The organism is Ensifer sp. 4252, assembly GCF_050434565.1.
Classification (GTDB): Bacteria; Pseudomonadota; Alphaproteobacteria; order Rhizobiales; family Rhizobiaceae; genus Ensifer.
The window spans coordinates 416443-432718 of the sequence record NZ_JBNDIU010000002.1; the positions used below are offsets into that span (position 1 = coordinate 416443).

13 protein-coding genes are annotated in these 16276 nt (G+C 63.1%); 8 read left to right on the forward strand and 5 right to left on the reverse strand.

Annotated features, from left to right (window positions below; all coding sequences use genetic code 11):
* Positions 1-6 precede the first annotated feature (6 nt).
* From phaZ to ABIE33_RS08835, 3 genes are all read left to right on the forward strand, one after another.
* Positions 7-1281, forward strand: coding sequence for a polyhydroxyalkanoate depolymerase (gene phaZ / locus ABIE33_RS08825; protein ID WP_429124059.1), 1275 nt, complete (start codon positions 7-9; stop codon positions 1279-1281).
* 148 nt (positions 1282-1429) lie between these two features.
* A complete protein-coding gene (locus tag ABIE33_RS08830) occupies positions 1430-1858 on the forward strand; it encodes a DUF2852 domain-containing protein (protein ID WP_429123943.1) in 429 nt (142 codons plus the stop codon).
* A gap of 190 nt (positions 1859-2048) precedes the next feature.
* Entirely contained in the window at positions 2049-2804 is a 756-nt protein-coding gene (locus ABIE33_RS08835; RefSeq protein WP_429123945.1) for a M48 family metallopeptidase, read from the forward strand.
* 23 nt (positions 2805-2827) lie between these two features.
* On the opposite strand, the gene ABIE33_RS08840 is transcribed toward ABIE33_RS08835, so the two are convergent.
* Positions 2828-3028 carry a YqaE/Pmp3 family membrane protein gene (locus ABIE33_RS08840; RefSeq protein ID WP_429123947.1) on the reverse strand — a complete coding sequence of 67 codons (201 nt, stop codon included), beginning with the start codon at positions 3026-3028 and terminating at the stop codon, positions 2828-2830.
* Positions 3029-3159: 131 nt separating this feature from the next.
* On the opposite strand from ABIE33_RS08840, the gene ABIE33_RS08845 reads away from it, so the two are divergent.
* Genes ABIE33_RS08845 through ABIE33_RS08865 form a run of 5 tightly spaced genes read left to right on the forward strand, consistent with a single transcriptional unit; the run spans position 3160 to position 8235 of the window.
* Positions 3160-3834 carry a phosphoribosylanthranilate isomerase gene (locus ABIE33_RS08845; RefSeq protein WP_429123949.1) on the forward strand — a complete coding sequence of 225 codons (675 nt, stop codon included), beginning with the start codon at positions 3160-3162 and terminating at the stop codon, positions 3832-3834.
* The gene (gene trpB, locus ABIE33_RS08850) at positions 3831-5051 is read left to right on the forward strand and encodes a tryptophan synthase subunit beta (protein ID WP_429123951.1); all 1221 of its coding nucleotides are present in this window, start codon (positions 3831-3833) and stop codon (positions 5049-5051) included. The genes ABIE33_RS08845 and trpB overlap by 4 nt, the downstream gene beginning before the upstream one ends.
* Positions 5052-5056: 5 nt before the next feature.
* Complete coding sequence (gene trpA / locus ABIE33_RS08855) at positions 5057-5896, forward strand: tryptophan synthase subunit alpha (protein ID WP_429123953.1); 840 nt, start codon at positions 5057-5059, stop codon at positions 5894-5896.
* Positions 5897-5946: 50 nt separating this feature from the next.
* Complete coding sequence (accD, locus tag ABIE33_RS08860) at positions 5947-6864, forward strand: acetyl-CoA carboxylase, carboxyltransferase subunit beta (RefSeq protein WP_025425333.1); 918 nt, start codon at positions 5947-5949, stop codon at positions 6862-6864.
* A 27-nt stretch (positions 6865-6891) separates the two neighbouring features.
* Positions 6892-8235 carry a bifunctional folylpolyglutamate synthase/dihydrofolate synthase gene (locus tag ABIE33_RS08865; protein WP_429123956.1) on the forward strand — a complete coding sequence of 448 codons (1344 nt, stop codon included), beginning with the start codon at positions 6892-6894 and terminating at the stop codon, positions 8233-8235.
* A 145-nt stretch (positions 8236-8380) separates the two neighbouring features.
* On the opposite strand, the gene trxA is transcribed toward ABIE33_RS08865, so the two are convergent.
* The 4 genes from trxA to ABIE33_RS08885 form a co-directional block, all read right to left on the reverse strand.
* On the reverse strand, positions 8381-8704 hold the full coding sequence (gene trxA, locus ABIE33_RS08870; RefSeq protein ID WP_429123957.1) for a thioredoxin: 324 nt from the start codon (positions 8702-8704) through the stop codon (positions 8381-8383).
* Between the two features lie 86 nt (positions 8705-8790).
* Positions 8791-12360: a double-strand break repair helicase AddA gene (addA, locus tag ABIE33_RS08875; RefSeq protein WP_429123959.1), complete on the reverse strand. Its 3570-nt coding sequence runs from the start codon at positions 12358-12360 to the stop codon at positions 8791-8793.
* Complete coding sequence (addB, locus tag ABIE33_RS08880; protein WP_429123961.1) at positions 12350-15532, reverse strand: double-strand break repair protein AddB; 3183 nt, start codon at positions 15530-15532, stop codon at positions 12350-12352. The genes addA and addB overlap by 11 nt, the downstream gene beginning before the upstream one ends.
* A 2-nt stretch (positions 15533-15534) precedes the next feature.
* Positions 15535-16266 carry a nucleotidyltransferase family protein gene (locus ABIE33_RS08885; protein ID WP_429123963.1) on the reverse strand — a complete coding sequence of 244 codons (732 nt, stop codon included), beginning with the start codon at positions 16264-16266 and terminating at the stop codon, positions 15535-15537.
* Positions 16267-16276 lie beyond the last annotated feature (10 nt).

Sequence of the window (16276 nt, forward strand, 5' to 3'; positions counted from 1 at the left end):
CTTGCTATGTTCTACCAGCTCTACGAACTGAACCATGCCATGATGGCGCCGTGGCGGACGGCGGCGGATGCCATGCGGCTTGCTTTCAGCAATCCGATGAACCCGATCTCGCACACCTATTTCGGTCGCGCGACAGCCGCTGGCCTCGAGGTTTTCGAACGAACGACGCGCCGTTACGGCAAGCCGGAATTCGGCCTTCCCGAAACCCTTATCGATGGCCAGCCGGTTGGCGTTCACGAGCGCATCGTCTGGCGCGAGCCGTTCTGCAACCTGATCCATTTCGAACGTGCCGTCCCCAAGGGCAGGGCTGCCGATCCGAAAGTACTGATCGTCGCGCCGATGTCGGGCCACTATGCCACGCTGCTGCGTGGCACCGTCGAAGCGCTGCTTCCGCATTCCGATATCTACATCACCGACTGGATCGACGCGCGCATGGTTCCCTTAAGCGAGGGCACCTTCGATCTCGACGATTACATCGACTACGTCATCCAGATGCTGCATTTCCTCGGACCCGACACCCATGTCATCGGCGTCTGTCAGCCGGCCGTTCCGGTGCTTGCCGCCGTCGCCCTGATGGAAGCCACGGATGATCCGCTGTCGCCGGCGTCGATGACGCTGATGGGCGGGCCGATCGATACGCGCATCAACCCGACGGCCGTCAATCTGCTGGCGAAGGAACGGCCGATCGAGTGGTTCCGCGACAATGTCATCATGCCGGTGCCATGGCCGCAGCCGGGTTTCATGCGCATGGTCTATCCGGGCTTCCTCCAGCTCTCCGGCTTCATGTCGATGAATCTCGACCGTCACCTGGTCGCCCACAAGGAATTCTTTGCCCATCTGGTGAAGAACGACGGCGACGCCGCGGAGAAGCATCGCGATTTCTACGACGAATACCTTGCCGTGATGGATCTGACGGCAGAGTTCTACCTGCAGACCGTTCAGGTCGTCTTCATGCAGCATGCGCTTCCCAAGGGCGAGATGATGCATCGCGGTCGCCGCGTTGATACCACGGCGATCAAGAAGGTCGCGTTGCTGACGGTCGAAGGCGAGAATGACGACATTTCCGGTCTCGGCCAGACCAAGGCGGCGCAGACGATCTGCACTGATATTCCCGAGCATATGCGGATGCACTACATGCAGCCCGACGTCGGCCACTACGGTGTGTTCAACGGTTCGCGGTTCCGTCGCGAGATCGCGCCGCGCATCGTCGCCTTCCAGCGCGAGCACGCACGTCACGCAAGGCCGGTGAAGCAGCTGATCAAGGGCGGAAAAACCGCCTGATTCCCGCAAAATGCGGGCTTTTGCCCGCATAGAGTCAAGGGTTTGTTCGATTCCGGGGAAGGGCGTCTTGTAGTCGAAAGCGCGCCTTCCCACATCGTTTTCACCGGGCCGCAATGGGTGGCCCGGGTGATTGCGAGGAATCCTGAAGATGAACCAATCTGCATTGATCCGTCCGGATTGGACGCCCGCGACCATTGCATTGATGGTCCTCGGTTTCGTGGTCTTCTGGCCGCTCGGCCTGGCCATGCTCGCCTACATCCTCTTCGGCGAGAAACTGAAAACGTTCAAGAAGGACGCCAACAGCACGGTCGATGGCATGTGCTCCGCCTTCAAGCGCGGCAATCGTGCCAACTGGAAGCAGCATCATCGCACCGGCAACGTCGCCTTCGATGACTGGCGCCAAGCCGAACTTACCCGCCTCGACGAAGAGCGTCGCAAACTCGATGAAATGCGCGAGGAATTCGATTCCTACGTGCGCGAGCTTCGCCGCGCCAAGGACCAGGAAGAGTTCGACCGCTTCATGCGCGAGCGCCGCAACGGCGGTTCCGGACCGGTTGCCCCGTCCGAGGCAAACTGAGTGACGAAAAAGACATCCGGTGTTTCACATGAAACGCCGGATGTCGCTATCGGCCATGCGGAACCACGTGTGTCTCTGGATGAGGAAACGGGCCGGTGCGTATCATCAGCACCGGCAATTCCCTGGATCGTTGATGGTTTAGGGAATTATGCATTAGCGGAAAAGACCGCGAATCGGATAGAAAGCCGTCATGTTCCCTTCTTTCACGCGGCGGCGCATTCCCCCGGCTCCAGTCGACACGACCCGAGAAATCGAAGTCGCGGGCAAGATGCTTCCGCTGACCATCCGCCAGAATTCGCGTGCCACCCGGATGACGCTGCGCATCGAGCCCGGCGGCCGGGCACTGAAGCTGACGATCCCGCAAGGGCTGGCCGATCGGGAGGTCAATGCCTTCCTCAACCGTCACCAGGGCTGGTTGATGACCAAGCTGGCGCGGTTCTCCGGCGAAAGCCAACTGGAAGAGGGCGGCGCGATCCTGATCCGCGGCATTGCGCATCGGATCGAAAGGTCAGGAAAAATCAGAGGTTTGACCGAGGCCGTGCTCGTCGATGACGAGGCGATACTGCGTGTCAGCGGCGACGAAGAACATCTGCGCCGCCGCATCGTCGATTTTCTCAAGAAGGAAGCGCGGCACGACCTCGACCGCCTTGTCGCGGTCTATGCCGGCCGTATCGGCCGGCGGCCCAAATCGCTGAGCCTGAAGGACACGCGCAGCCGCTGGGGCTCCTGTTCGGCCGATGGCGCGCTGAGTTTCTCATGGCGCATCGTCATGGCGCCGCCGAAGGTCATTGCCTATCTCGCCGCGCACGAAGTCGCCCATCTGCAGGAGATGAACCACGGCCCTGATTTCTGGGCGCTGTGCGAGAGGCTTTGCCCCGACACCAACGATGCCAAGCGCTGGTTGAGGCGCAACGGCACAATGCTGCACGCGATCGATTTCGGCTGAATTGTTCCTGATTGTTCTTGGGCTTAGCCGCGGTTGCGGCCGGCCAGCGCCGCCTGAATTTTCTCGTCTGTCTTGTACTGGCTGAGTGCATAGACCGACCAGATCGCCGCCGGTACCCAGCCGATCAGGGTAATCTGCAGGATAAGGCAGATGATGCCGGCAAAGGGACGGCCGATGGTGAAGAACTGAAGCCAGGGCAGAATGAGGGCAAGCAGCAGACGCATTCGTCTCTCCGTTGTGATAGAATGCATATGGTGAGCGCACTCAGACACCGCAATGCCGCACCCTCTGGACGACGGTGCGCAGGGTGGTTTTTGGCTCGACTCCAGCGACATTTCATGCAAGGTCGCTTCTCATGAAAACCGAAGTGAAGATATGCGGGCTGAAGACCGCGGAAGCGGTGGATCGCGCGGTTGCGCTCGGCGCATCGCACACGGGCTTCATCTTTTTCGCCAAGAGCCCGCGCAACCTCGAACCCGATGACGCCGGCCGTCTGGCGGACAGAATCCGCGGCAAGGCCAAGATCGTCGCCGTCACCGTCGATGCCGACAATGACGATCTCGACGAGATCGTCGCGGCGCTTAAGCCGGACATTCTGCAACTGCATGGCAGCGAGACGCCCGACCGGGTGCTCGCCGTCAAGGCGGTCTATGGCCTTCCGGTGATGAAGGCGCTGTCGATCCGCGATGCCGACGATCTGAAAAAGGTCGAGCCCCATGTCGGGATCGCCGACCGCTTTCTCTTCGATGCGAAGCCCCCGGCGGGTTCGGAATTGCCCGGCGGCAACGGCGTTTCCTTCGACTGGAAGCTGCTTGATGCGCTTGACGGCAGCGTCGATTACATGCTTTCCGGTGGTTTGAACGTGAACAACATCGGTGAGGCCCTGGCGCAGACGCGCGCCCGCGCCATCGATACGTCCTCCGGCGTCGAGAGCGCGCCGGGCGTCAAGGATCTGAAGCTCATGGAATCGTTTTTCGATGCCGTTCGCCAGGCGGAGGCGGTTACGGCACGGTCAGGGAGCAAGACGTGAACGAGGCGCCAAAACTGAATTCCTTCCGGGCGGGCCCAGACGAAGACGGCCGTTTCGGCATTTTCGGTGGCCGCTTCGTTGCCGAAACCCTGATGCCCTTGATCCTCGACCTGCAGGCCGAGTGGGACAAGGCGAAGAACGATCCGGCCTTCAAGGCCGAGCTCGACAATCTCGGCGCGCATTATATCGGCCGCCCGAGCCCGCTCTATTTCGCCGAGCGGCTGACTGAAGAACTCGGCGGCGCCAAGATCTATTTCAAGCGCGAAGAGCTGAACCACACCGGTTCGCACAAGATCAACAATTGCATCGGCCAGATCCTGCTTGCCAAGCGCATGGGCAAGACGCGCATCATCGCCGAAACCGGTGCCGGTCAGCACGGCGTGGCCTCGGCCACCGTCGCCGCCCGCTTCGGCCTGCCGTGCGTCGTCTACATGGGCGCGACCGACGTCGAGCGTCAGGCGCCCAACGTCTTCCGCATGAAGCTTCTGGGCGCTGAGGTGAAGCCGGTGACCGCCGGCAACGGTACGCTCAAGGACGCGATGAACGAGGCGTTGCGCGATTGGGTCACCAATGTCGACAACACCTATTACCTGATCGGCACGGCTGCCGGTCCGCACCCCTATCCGGAAATGGTCCGCGACTTTCAGGCCGTCATCGGCCAGGAGGCGAAGGAACAGATGCTTGCGGCCGAAGGCCGGCTGCCCGATCTCGTCGTTGCTGCCGTCGGCGGCGGTTCCAATGCGATCGGCATCTTCCATTCGTTCCTTGACGACGAAGGCGTGAAGATCGTCGGCGTCGAGGCTGGCGGCAAGGGGCTCGACGGCGACGAGCATTGCGCGTCGATCACCGCCGGTTCGCCGGGCGTGCTCCACGGCAACCGCACCTATCTGCTCCAAGACGGCGACGGCCAGATCAAGGAAGGCCACTCGATTTCGGCCGGCCTCGACTATCCCGGCATCGGCCCGGAACACTCCTGGCTCAACGATGTCGGCCGCGTCGAATATGTGCCGATCATGGACCACGAGGCGCTGGAGGCATTCCAGATGCTGACCCGTCTTGAAGGCATCATCCCGGCGCTGGAACCCTCGCACGCCTTGGCCGAGGTCATCAAGCGCGCGCCGAAGATGGGCAAGGACGAGATCATCCTGATGAATCTCTCCGGTCGCGGCGACAAGGACATCTTCACCGTCGGCAAGATTCTGGGTATGGGGCTATAACGATCATGACCGCACGCATGGACAGAAAGTTCGCCGATGTGGCGTCGGAAGGACGCCCGGTCCTTGTCACCTATTTCATGGGTGGCGACCCCGATTTCGAAACGTCGCTTTCCATCATGAAGGCGCTGCCGAAGGCAGGAGCCGACGTCATCGAACTCGGCATGCCGTTTTCCGACCCGATGGCCGACGGACCGGCAATCCAGCTTGCCGGCCAGCGTGCGCTGAAGGGCGGCCAGACGCTGGCAAAGACGCTCGAGATCGCCCGCCGTTTCCGCGAGGAAGACCAGCGCACGCCGATCGTGCTGATGGGCTACTACAATCCGATCTACATCTACGGCGTCGATCGGTTCCTGACGGATGCTCTGGATGCAGGCATCGACGGGCTGATCGTTGTCGACCTGCCGCCGGAGATGGACGATGAGCTCTGCATTCCCGCATTGCAGAAGGGCATCAACTTCATTCGCCTGGCGACGCCGACGACCGATGACCGTCGCCTGCCGAAGGTTCTCGAAAATACCTCGGGCTTCGTGTACTACGTTTCGATGAACGGCATCACCGGCTCGGCATTGCCGGATCCATCGTTGATTGCCGGCGCCGTTCAGCGCATCAAGACCCATACGAAACTGCCTGTTTGCGTCGGTTTCGGCGTCAAGACGGCGGAACATGCAAGAGCCATCGGTGCATCCGCCGATGGCGTCGTCGTCGGTACGGCGATCGTCAATCAGATCGCGTCGAGCCTGACCGAAGAGGGCAGGGCGACGGACGCGACGGTACCGGGTGTCGAAGCGTTGATAAGGGGCCTGTCGGCTGGCGTGCGGTCTGCACGGCTCGCAGCAGCCGAATAATTGCCTATATTAGCGCGCACAACCCGAAGAAAATCTTCAGGAGTCTATAAGTGAACTGGATCACAAACTACGTTCGGCCGAAAATCAATTCGATGCTGGGCCGCAGGGAAGTTCCGGAAAATCTCTGGATCAAGTGCCCGGAAACCGGCGAGATGGTGTACCACCGCGATCTCGAGGAAAACAAATGGGTCATCCCGCAATCCGGCTTCCATATGAAGATGCCGGCCAAGGCGCGGCTGAAGGATCTGTTCGACGGTGGCATCTACGAAGCCCTGCCGCAGCCCAAGGTGGCGCAGGATCCGTTGAAGTTCCGCGATTCCAAGAAGTATTCCGATCGCCTTCGCGACAGCCGCGCCAAGACCGAGCTGGAAGACACGATCGTGGCCGGTGTCGGCCGCGTCCAGGGCGTCAAGCTCGTCGGCGTCGTGCATGAGTTCAACTTCATCGGTGGCTCGCTCGGCATGGCCGCAGGCGAAGCGATCGTGAAGGCCTTCGAGAAGGCGATTGCGGAGAAGTGCCCGCTCGTCATCTTCCCGGCCTCCGGTGGCGCCCGCATGCAGGAAGGCATCCTGTCGCTGATGCAGTTGCCGCGCACGACCGTCGCGGTCAACATGCTCAAGGAAGCGGGTCTTCCCTATATCGTCGTGTTGACGAACCCGACAACCGGTGGCGTGACTGCCTCCTACGCCATGCTCGGCGATGTCCATCTGGCCGAACCCGGCGCCGAAATCGGCTTTGCCGGCAAGCGCGTGATCGAGCAGACCTTGCGCGAAAAGCTGCCGGAAGGCTTCCAGACGGCAGAATACCTGCTGGAGCACGGCATGGTCGACATGGTCGTCAAGCGTCATGACATTCCCTCGACGCTGGCACGCGTGCTGAAGATCCTGATGAAGAAACCAGCCGACGCGGTAAAGCTCAACGGCGGCGGTGCAGAACCAGCGGCTTTGCCGGTTGCGGCAAGCGCATAGCATACGATCCTATCGGGGCAGGGCGAGATGACAGCGGTGGAAGCCAGCGAAGCAGGCTATGAGATCGAAAAACTCCTTGCCTTGCATCCGAAAGGCTTCGACCTGTCGTTGGACAGGATAACCCGGCTTCTGGCCGCGCTCGGCAACCCGCAGGACCGCCTGCCGCCGATCATTCACGTGGCCGGCACCAACGGCAAGGGCTCCGTCACCGCATTCTCGCGAGCGGTGCTCGAGGCCGCGGGCCTCAGCGTTCACGTCCACACCTCGCCGCATCTGGTCAACTGGCATGAGCGCTATCGGCTCGGCGTCAAGGGCGGCAAGGGCAGGCTTGTCAGCGATCCCGTGCTTGCCGATGCGGTTCGACGCGTCGCAGAAGCCAATGGCGGCGAAAAGATCACCGTCTTTGAAATCCTGACTGCTGTTACCTTCGTTCTTTTTGCCGAGCATCCGGCAGATGTCGCAATCATCGAGGTCGGTCTCGGCGGCCGCTTCGACGCGACCAACGTGATAACCAACCCGGCCGTCTCGGTGATCATGCCGATCTCGCTCGATCACCAGGCCTATCTCGGCGACCGGGTCGAACTGATCGCGGCGGAAAAGGCCGGCATCATGAAGCGCGGATGCCCCGTCGTCATTGGCCAGCAGGAAGAGGAGGGTGTGCGCGACGTCCTGACCTCGACCGCAGAGCGCCTCGGCTGCTCGATGTCCGTCTACGGTCAGGACTTCATGGCGCATGAGGAATTCGGCCGCCTTGTCTACCAGGACGAGCGAGGTCTGTCCGACCTTCCCCTGCCAAAGCTGCCGGGCCGGCACCAGTATGCCAATGCTGCTGCCGCCATTCGCGCCGTCAGGGCGGCAGGTTTCGATGTGCCTGATGCGGCCATCGAGCGCGGCGTCGCCGGCGTCGAATGGCCCGGGCGGTTGCAGCGTCTTGCCGGTGGCAAGCTTGGTCACTATGGCCCGCAGGATGCGGAAATCTGGGTCGATGGCGGGCACAATCCTGGTGCCGGCCAGGTGATCGCCGAAGCCATGGCGAATTTCGAGGAGCGGGAGTCGCGCCCGCTATTCCTGATCATCGGCATGATCAACACCAAGGATCCGCTTGGTTACTTCCGCGCTTTCCTCGATCTTGCCGAACAGGTGTTTACCGTGCCGATCCGTGGCTCCGATGCCGGGCTCGATCCGGTTGCCTTGGCGCAGGATGCGGCCTCGGTCGGCTTCGAGGCGTCTGCCGTATCATCGGTGGCCGAGGCGTTGACGGTCATCGCCAACCTGGTCGACGAAGATCCGATACCGCCACGCATCCTGATCGGCGGTTCGCTCTATCTCGTCGGCGACGTGCTTGCCGACAACGGCACGCCACCGAAGTGATCGGTTGCCTGCGGCAAGGATCGCTTTGATCGTCGCAGGTCGCCATTTGGGCTGACGCCCGAGAGAGTAGGCAGCCAGACAGTCTCCTCAAGGCAAGAAAAAAGCCCGGCAAGCCGGGCTTTGAAGTCGCTTTGATTTGGTGGCCTTAGGCGGCCGCAGTCGAAATCCAGGACGTCAGGGCCGTCTTCGGAGCAGCGCCAACCTTGATGTCGGCAACTTCACCGGCCTTGAACATCGCAAGCGTCGGGATCGAGCGCACGCCGTATTGCGCGGCCAGTTCCGGGTTTTCGTCGATGTTCAGCTTCACGACCTTGACCTTGCCGGCGAACTCGTTGGAGATTTCCTCGAGGCTCGGCGCGATCATCTTGCACGGGCCGCACCATTCAGCCCAGAAATCGACAACCACCGGCTCGGCGGCGTTCAGCACTTCCTGCTGAAAATTGGATGTATCGACTTTTACAGTAGCCATCGGCTGCTCCTTGCGTTCGAAATGTCGGTGTCCAGATGTTGTGTCTCATGTGAGGCTGTCCCACTGGATTTTCAATATCGGGTATCTCACTTTGTCGCGAGGTCTTCAAGGCTCCTGTCCAGTGCCGCATCCTCAAGCACGTGGATGACGGGCCCCTCGGTGAAGATCAGCGCGCACTGGAAGCGATGTGCGGGATAGAGTGGCCGCAGCAGCTCACGATAGATCGAAAGCTGGGTTTTGTAGGCGGCAGGGACGTCGTCGGGTGTTGCCGGCACGCTGCGATTGGTCTTGAAGTCGGCGATGGTGACGACGCCATCCGCTACCGACAGCCGGTCGATCCGGCCGGATACGGCAAACTCCCGATTTCTGAGCTTCAATGTGCCCATCACCGAGACTTCCGCGCGGCTGGCATCGGAAAAGAGCGAGCGCAGGTCGCCATGATCGAGGACCTGCAGGACCGCATCACGCAGGCGTGCGCGCTGGATTTCGGGCCAGCGCGGCACCGAGCGGGCGAGATATCGGTCCGCCGCCGCCAGTCGGTCGGAAGGGGCGATCGACGGCAGGACCTGCAGCAGCCGGTGCAGGATGGCGCCCCGCAGCATCGAGACATTGGCAGGCGCCTTCTCAGAAAACAGCGCCGAGCCGACGATCATGTCGCCCTCGTCCTCATCGATCGCGATGCCGACGCCCGATGGGCTGAGCGGCCGCGGCAACCGTCGCGGCGGCGGCAGCGGCGTGGAGAGAGCAATCGGCAGGCCGGTCTTGGCGGGAGCTGGGAACTCCGCGGCTTCATAGCCTGACGGCACCTCGCGTGGTACATGGGCTTCTCGCCAGGAGTGCCCCGACCATTCCTCGTCACCCGCCGTGAAGGTGACCGGCGTACTGCGTCCATTGTCGTCCTGCGACAGGCTTGCCTGCACCATGGCGTGCCAGGTGTCGGCACTTGCCCGCTGCCCGCGATATCCGCAGACGACCAGCCGGTCGGCCGCGCGGGTCATGCCGACATAAAGCAGGCGGCGGTATTCCTCCTCGGCCAGTGTTTTAAGCCTTTCGCTGTCGGCGGCGATGAGCGAATTCGATGCCGAGCCGGGAGCCCGCCACACGGGCAGCGGATAGCTCGAGCCATCGGCGATCGGCATTTCGAGGAAGCGAAGATCGGGGACGTGCTGCGAGTTGAACGGCTTGCCGCCGCCGTCGACCAGAAGCACGACAGGCGCCTCCAGTCCCTTGGCCGCGTGCACCGTCATGATCCGGACCTCGTCGCGCTCCTTGTCCTGCTCGCGCTTGACGGTCGGCGCCTCGATTTCGAGCGTCGCGACGAAGGCCTGCAGGCCAGGCAGGCCGCTCCTTTCTTGCTCAAGCGCGAAGGTCAGGAACTCATCGAGAATGTCGCTCACTTCACTGCCGAGCCGGGCAAGAAACGCCGCTCTGCCACCATGCACGCCAAGCACGCGCGCATAGAAATCATGCGGGGCCAGCTGCTGGGAGAGGGCAGCATAGCGAAGAAGCGTCTTGACGGTTCCCTCATGAGGGGAGCCTTCCTCGGCGCCGGATTGCTGCAACCTCTGCCAAAGGCTTACGCCCTCATTCCGTCGGGCCGCCAGTTCGAACAGCGTGTCTTCGTCGAGGTCGAACAGGGGGCTCTTCAACAGCGCCGCCAGTGACAGATCATCCTCCGGCAGCAGCATGAAGCGTCCGAGCGCCAGCAGGTCCTGGATGGCGATATGGCTTGTCAGAACCAGCCGGTCGGCACCGGCGACGGGAATGTCACTACGTCGCTTCAGGGCACGCGTCAGCGCATTGACGAAGGCGTCGCGCTTTCGAACGAGCACGATGACATCGCCCGGGCGCATGGCGCGGCGTGCGCCCTTCTCGATGATCGTCTCGCGCCCGATCCAGCTATCGAGCACGGCGGCAATGCGCCGGGCAAGAATGTTGACAGGCGCCGTTTCCGGCGTGGCATCGAAGGGGGCCGTCCATTCGTCGTCGGTCGCCATCGGCTCGGCCGCGATCACGTTCCAGATGTCGACGGCACCGGGATGGCCGATGCGGTTCGAGGCGTGCACGACCGCTTCGTTCTGGGCGCTGAGGCCGCGCGCATGCGCAGAGTTGGCAAAGACGGTATCGACGGCGGAAAGCACGTCGACGGTCGAGCGGAAGGAGAGCTGCAGGCGGATCGGGCTGAACGCCTTGCCGCCGTCGCGGACGCGCCGCTCGGTCTCGATGCTTTCGCGGGAGAAGCGCTCGGGGCGCGCCCCCTGGAAGGAGTAGATCGACTGCTTCTCGTCGCCGACCGCAAACATGGTGCGGTCATTGCCGCGGGCGCTGTCGCCGGAGAAGAAATCCGCGGCCAGCGCCTGGATGATCGTCCATTGCGTCGGGCTCGTATCCTGGGCTTCGTCGACAAGGATGTGGTCGATGCCCTGGTCCAGCTTGTAGTGAACCCAGGCGCTGACGTCGCCGCGGGCAAACAGGCTCGCGGTCCGATTGATCAGGTCCTCGAAATCGAGCTGGCTGCGGGTGCGCTTGAGCGCTTCATAGTCGTTGTTGAGCCGGTCCGCGAGCGTGAGTGCTGAGAGTGTCGCCTCGTACATCTGGATGATGCTTAGCCGGTCGGCGCAGGCGACGACATGATCGCGGGCAGCTTCGACCAGCTGGATCAGATCGGGAGCCGCCTGAAGCATCGCCTTGTTCACGAAGGCCGATTCGGCGCGCGGCTTACCGGTGCCGGTAAAGAATAGTTCCTGCAGCCCCTCGTATCGGGCCATCGGATCGACAAGCTTCGCCGTAGCGCGAAGACCTTCGGCGAAAACGAGCACCTTGGAGCCGCCGGCACTCGCGGCAAGCCCAAGGTAACGTTCGAGGGCTGGCCCGTTCAGGCCGGGAAGCGGCCAGACGCTTTCCAGGATGCCCTCGACACTGTCTTCAGGCTCAAGCTTGAGTGCTGCGCGCAATTGCACGGCGATGCCGCCATGGGCGTCGGCGTGGTCGAGAAAAGCCTGTATTGCCGTGCGGTTGGAAACGATCGCGCCCAGCAGCTTTTCAAGCCCGGTGTCGTCGGCAAGCTCAAGCACGGTGGCAAAGGCATCGGCAAGCGGCACATCGCCGGCAGCCGTTGTCGCCGTCAGCAGAGCGCGGCGCGCATCCGCCAGCAGCACGGCTGCCGCCCGGTCGTCGAGAACAGAGAAGTGCCCGGCAACGTTTGCCTCCAGTGGAAACTGGTGCAGCAGCGCCTCGCAGAAGGCATGGATGGTCTGGATCTTCAACCCGCCCGGCGTTTCGAGAGCACGCGCAAACAACCGGCGCGCCTCCTGGAGCTTCAGGCGCGAGGGCCGCTCGCCTTCGATAGCCTCGATCCGCTTTTCCAACGCATCATCGTCGAGCGTCACCCATTCGGCCAGGCGCTCGAAGACACGGTTGGACATTTCGGAAGCTGCGGCCTTGGTATAGGTCAGGCAGAGGATGGCAGAGGGCCTGCAGCCCGCGAGCAGCAGGCGGATGACGCGCTGCGTCAGAACATGGGTCTTGCCCGATCCGGCATTGGCGGAAACCCAGGCGGAGCGGGCCGGGTCTGAGGCGAGCGACTGCCGGCGCGATGTCCAGTCGAGCCAGGCTTCGGGCGTCCTTTCGTCGGGGCCGGCGCTTTCATCCCTCATCGCTGTCATCCTCGCTGTCGGCGGTCGACCATTCCGCAACACGGGCCAGATGGTCGTATTCGCCGCCGTAGTCGCGCTCCTTCTGCACGATCAGGCGCGAGGCAAAGCCGTGCCTGCCCGACATCAATGCGGTCAGCAGCTTCCTCAGTTCGATCAAGGCTTCGTCGGCCAGTTGATCGGCCGATTTCGTTTCCTTTGCCCTGCTGTTTTCGTTGTTGACGGCTTCCACCTTGAAGCGGGAGCCGGGTTTCAGCCGGATATAGAGCAGCGATTGCGGGTGGCCGGGACCCATGCCCTTGAACGCACCGGCCTTCAGCGCCGCCGCTTCCAGCGCAAGCTGCGGATCGAGCAGCACGCGCGCTTCCTTGATCGAGGGGCTGGAGCCGGTCTTGTAGTCGATGATTTCCACCGTGCCGTCGGTCAGCGTGTCGAGCCGGTCGGCGATCCCGGTCAGGCGGATGTCCGCCACACCGACGTCCATCGATGCGGCAACTTCGGTCAACGGCTTGCGGATGAACCGTGCGCGCTCCCGTTCCCAAGCGAGGAATGCCTTGCCGACGGCGGCAAAGCGCGGCCGCCATATGGTGTCTATATGGCCTGGCAGGCGCTCTTCGTCGAAGGCTTCGTTGAGCAGGCGGACCATCGCCTCGTCGGCTGCCGGGGACTGGATGTCGAAGCCGCCGCGCACGAAACGGTCGACGATACGGTGATAGAGCGTGCCACGCTCGGCCGCACCCGGATCACGGTTGAACGGGTCGAGCGGATGCAGCCGCAGGATCCGGCGTGCATAGATCGAATAGGGGTCGCGACGAAGTCGCGAGACCTCGCTGAATGAATACTTGCGCGGCTGCAGGTCGGTAGGCGGCTTGGGTGCCGGGCGTTCGGCCAGCGCCTGGCGTCCGCCCTTGTCGAGCATCCGTGCCCATAGCAGATAGTCGCTGCCGTTCGATCGCAGGCTGTCTGCCAGCCGTTTGCCACCCAGCGCCAGCAGCCGCTGCAGCCATCGTGATGCGACCGTCGGCGCCGATCCCTGACGCATCGAGCGGCTGAAGATTAGCTTGCGCGTGCCGCACGCCATCTGGAAGTCATGGGCGAGCTGGCCGATGCGGCGTTCGGGTGGTTCGAGGCCGATCCCGGTCTTCATCGTGCGGGAAAGGAAGGGGTCGTTGGCGGTTTGCCCCGGCCAGTTGCCCTCGTTCATGCCGCCGAGCACCACGAGGTCCATGCTCTGCAGGCGCGATTCCAGCGCGCCGAAGATGAAGACGCGGGGGTGGCGCATCGAGCGCGGCTTGACCGCCTCGCTGGCGGCCAGCGCCTCCATGATGTCGCACCATTGCGGTCCGTCGGCATCCATCTGGCCTTCGGTCTCGATGATGCCGCGCAGCAGCGTTGCCAAGGCTTCGCCCGCCTCGCCGGACCACAGACCGCTGAGGTCGGCGCGCTCGTCGCTGCAGACGGCTTCCAGCGCCTGACCGGTTCGTGTTGCCCATTCGGCAAAGGTGAACATCTCGGAGAAGGGGCGGCGGCCGTCGCTACGGCGAACCAGCGTGCCGGCGAGTGGATCCGTTGCCACCTTTACCCGCGCTGCCAGGTCTCGCGCCGCGAGGATGTCGTCCTCGGTAATGCCGATCCGCCATTCCGGGGGATGGCGGTCCGTCTTGTGATGGCCTGCTGCCTGTTCGAGCAGCGGCTCCAGCAACGAAATGTCGGCGATCTGCGTGCCGCTGCGCAGCGCCAGCCGCTCCAGCACGTCGGCGCTGCGGCGCATCTCGGTCTTCGACAGGCCGAAACGGGCAAGCGGATGTTTGAACAGCGCCACCAGCGGCACCGGATCGCCGGGTCGCAGGCTCGCCTCAAGCAAAAGCCGCATCAACGTGCCCGCGGCCGTGGAAGCGAGCGGCGTGCCGGCGGAATCGTCCGCTTCGATATCGAAACGTGCGAGCTCTGCACCGACCCGGCGCGCAAGATTACGGTCGGGGGTGATCAGGGCCGCCTGGCTGTCGTCGCTGCCCTCGAGCGCCAGCCGCAGCGCGATTGCGATCGCGGTTGCTTCTTCGCGTTCGTTGGCGGTTTCGATCAGGGCGACGTCGCCAAAGGCCCGGTGCAATGTTTCGGGCTTGAGTTCGTTGCGGGTCTCGGTCCAGCCGTTCGTTGCCTTGGCGGGCAGCAACGCATGCGACAGGATTTCGCTGCGATCGGTCAACCCGGCATAGGCCTCGTCGAGAGCCGGCACATCGCGGCGCTCGACATGCATGCGTTGCAGCAGGCGGTGGAAGCCGTATTGCGGATGGCTGCGGCTTGCCGGATCGGGTCTGCCGCCCACGGCGACGGTCTCACCGATGATCATGCCCCATTCCGCGTCGGTCATCGTCTGGTCGAGCCCCGGCAACACGATCGTGCCGTTGGGCAGCTTCTGGACCGCGGCAATCAGCGCGGCCGTCGCCGGGATCGAGCCGGTAGAGCCGGCGATGATGATCGGCCCTTTGAGTGCGCCGGCGGCGATGCGCTGTGTCTCCGCCTGCAGGATGGCGTTGCGATGCCGCGCCGGTGAGGATTGCTTCAGTTCTTCCAGCCGCTCCGGCCAGTAGGTGCGGGCAATCTTGAGGAACTCGAGCGTCAGCTGCCACCACAGCGCGTGTTCGCCGGCGTCGAGACTGTCGAGTTCTTCCCAGTCGAGTTCTTCCGTCTCCATCGCGTCGATGAGTTCGGCAAGGTTGCGCGCCAGCCAGATGGCGTCCGCCGGGCTTGCGGGGGCGATCAGCGGACTTTCCGCGTGAATGTCGAGCACCACCTTCGGCAGGCGGTTGCGCCAGGCAAGGATCAGCCGGCCAAGTTCGATAAGGCGGGCGGTGCCGGGAAGGGGCGGCGCCAGGTCAAGGATCGCCGGCACTTCCGCATCGAAAAAGCCGCTGTCGTCGTCGGTTTCGCCGAGCGCCCGGATCGTCGGCAGGATCGCCGACCGGCCGCCGAGCAGATCGACGAATTCGGAGCGCAACACACGGGCGGAGCGGCGGGTGGGAACGAAAATCGTCACGCCGGCAAGCGGTAACGGATCTGCAGGGTCGTAGCGAAAGTCCGGTGTGAGCGTGCCGTCGCAGAGTTTGCGCGCGAGTGTCTTCAGGAAGGGTAACCCCGGCGGGATCGTGAAGACGTTTGGATCGCGATAGGACACGCTCATCCCCCCGGCTGGTAGCGGCGGATCGCGGCTTCGGCGTCTTCGATCGCCTCCGGCGTGCCGACCGTCATCCAGTGGCCGTGAAGCACAATGCCGAACAGTCGCCCTGCGGCAATCGCCCGATCGAAATAGATGTTCAGGTTGAATGCGTCGTCCGGCGCATCGGCAAACAGCTTCTTGTCGAGCGCGATCGCGCCGGCATAGACCACGGGATTGTCCATGCCCTCGGAATAGCGGACCAGACGGCCATCAGTGCCGAGCGAGAAATCTTTCTTGCCGTTGTGTCCGGTCGTATCCTCGTCGCGCACGCAAAGCAGGGCCATATCCATGCGCTCCGGATCGAAGAAATTGGCCAGGCGCTCGAGATTACCGGGCTTGCCTGCGTCCTCGCCGACCCAGAAGAGATCGGCGTTCATCACCAGAACGGGGCCGTCGGCAAGCAATTTCAGCCCCTGGACCAGCCCACCACCCGAATTCATCAGCACGTCGCGTTCGTCGGAGATCACGATCTCGGGCGCTGAGCGCTGTTGCAAATGGGCTTCCATCTGGTCGGCGAAGTGGTGGACGTTCACGGCTGCCCTGGTGACGCCGGCGTTCACCAGCAGATCGAGAACATAATCGATCATCGGCTTGCCGGCGATCTTCACCAATGGCTTCGGGATGGTGTTGGTGATCGGGCGTAGGCGGGTACCGAGGCCCGCTGCGAGCACCATCGCATTGCTGATCGACATTGCTTCTCTG

Excerpts from the sequence above, each read along its gene's own strand:
- phaZ (WP_429124059.1), top strand. The coding sequence starts at position 7 with ATGTTCTACCAGCTCTACGAACTGAACCATGCCATGATGGCGCCGTGG.
- ABIE33_RS08830 (WP_429123943.1), top strand. The coding sequence starts at position 1,430 with ATGAACCAATCTGCATTGATCCGTCCGGATTGGACGCCCGCGACCATT.
- ABIE33_RS08835 (WP_429123945.1), top strand. The coding sequence starts at position 2,049 with ATGTTCCCTTCTTTCACGCGGCGGCGCATTCCCCCGGCTCCAGTCGAC.
- ABIE33_RS08840 (WP_429123947.1), bottom strand. The coding sequence starts at position 3,028 with ATGCGTCTGCTGCTTGCCCTCATTCTGCCCTGGCTTCAGTTCTTCACC.
- ABIE33_RS08845 (WP_429123949.1), top strand. The coding sequence starts at position 3,160 with ATGAAAACCGAAGTGAAGATATGCGGGCTGAAGACCGCGGAAGCGGTG.
- trpA (WP_429123953.1), top strand. The coding sequence starts at position 5,057 with ATGACCGCACGCATGGACAGAAAGTTCGCCGATGTGGCGTCGGAAGGA.
- ABIE33_RS08865 (WP_429123956.1), top strand. The coding sequence starts at position 6,892 with ATGACAGCGGTGGAAGCCAGCGAAGCAGGCTATGAGATCGAAAAACTC.
- trxA (WP_429123957.1), bottom strand. The coding sequence starts at position 8,704 with ATGGCTACTGTAAAAGTCGATACATCCAATTTTCAGCAGGAAGTGCTG.
- addA (WP_429123959.1), bottom strand. The coding sequence starts at position 12,360 with ATGAGGGATGAAAGCGCCGGCCCCGACGAAAGGACGCCCGAAGCCTGG.
- ABIE33_RS08885 (WP_429123963.1), bottom strand. The coding sequence starts at position 16,266 with ATGTCGATCAGCAATGCGATGGTGCTCGCAGCGGGCCTCGGTACCCGC.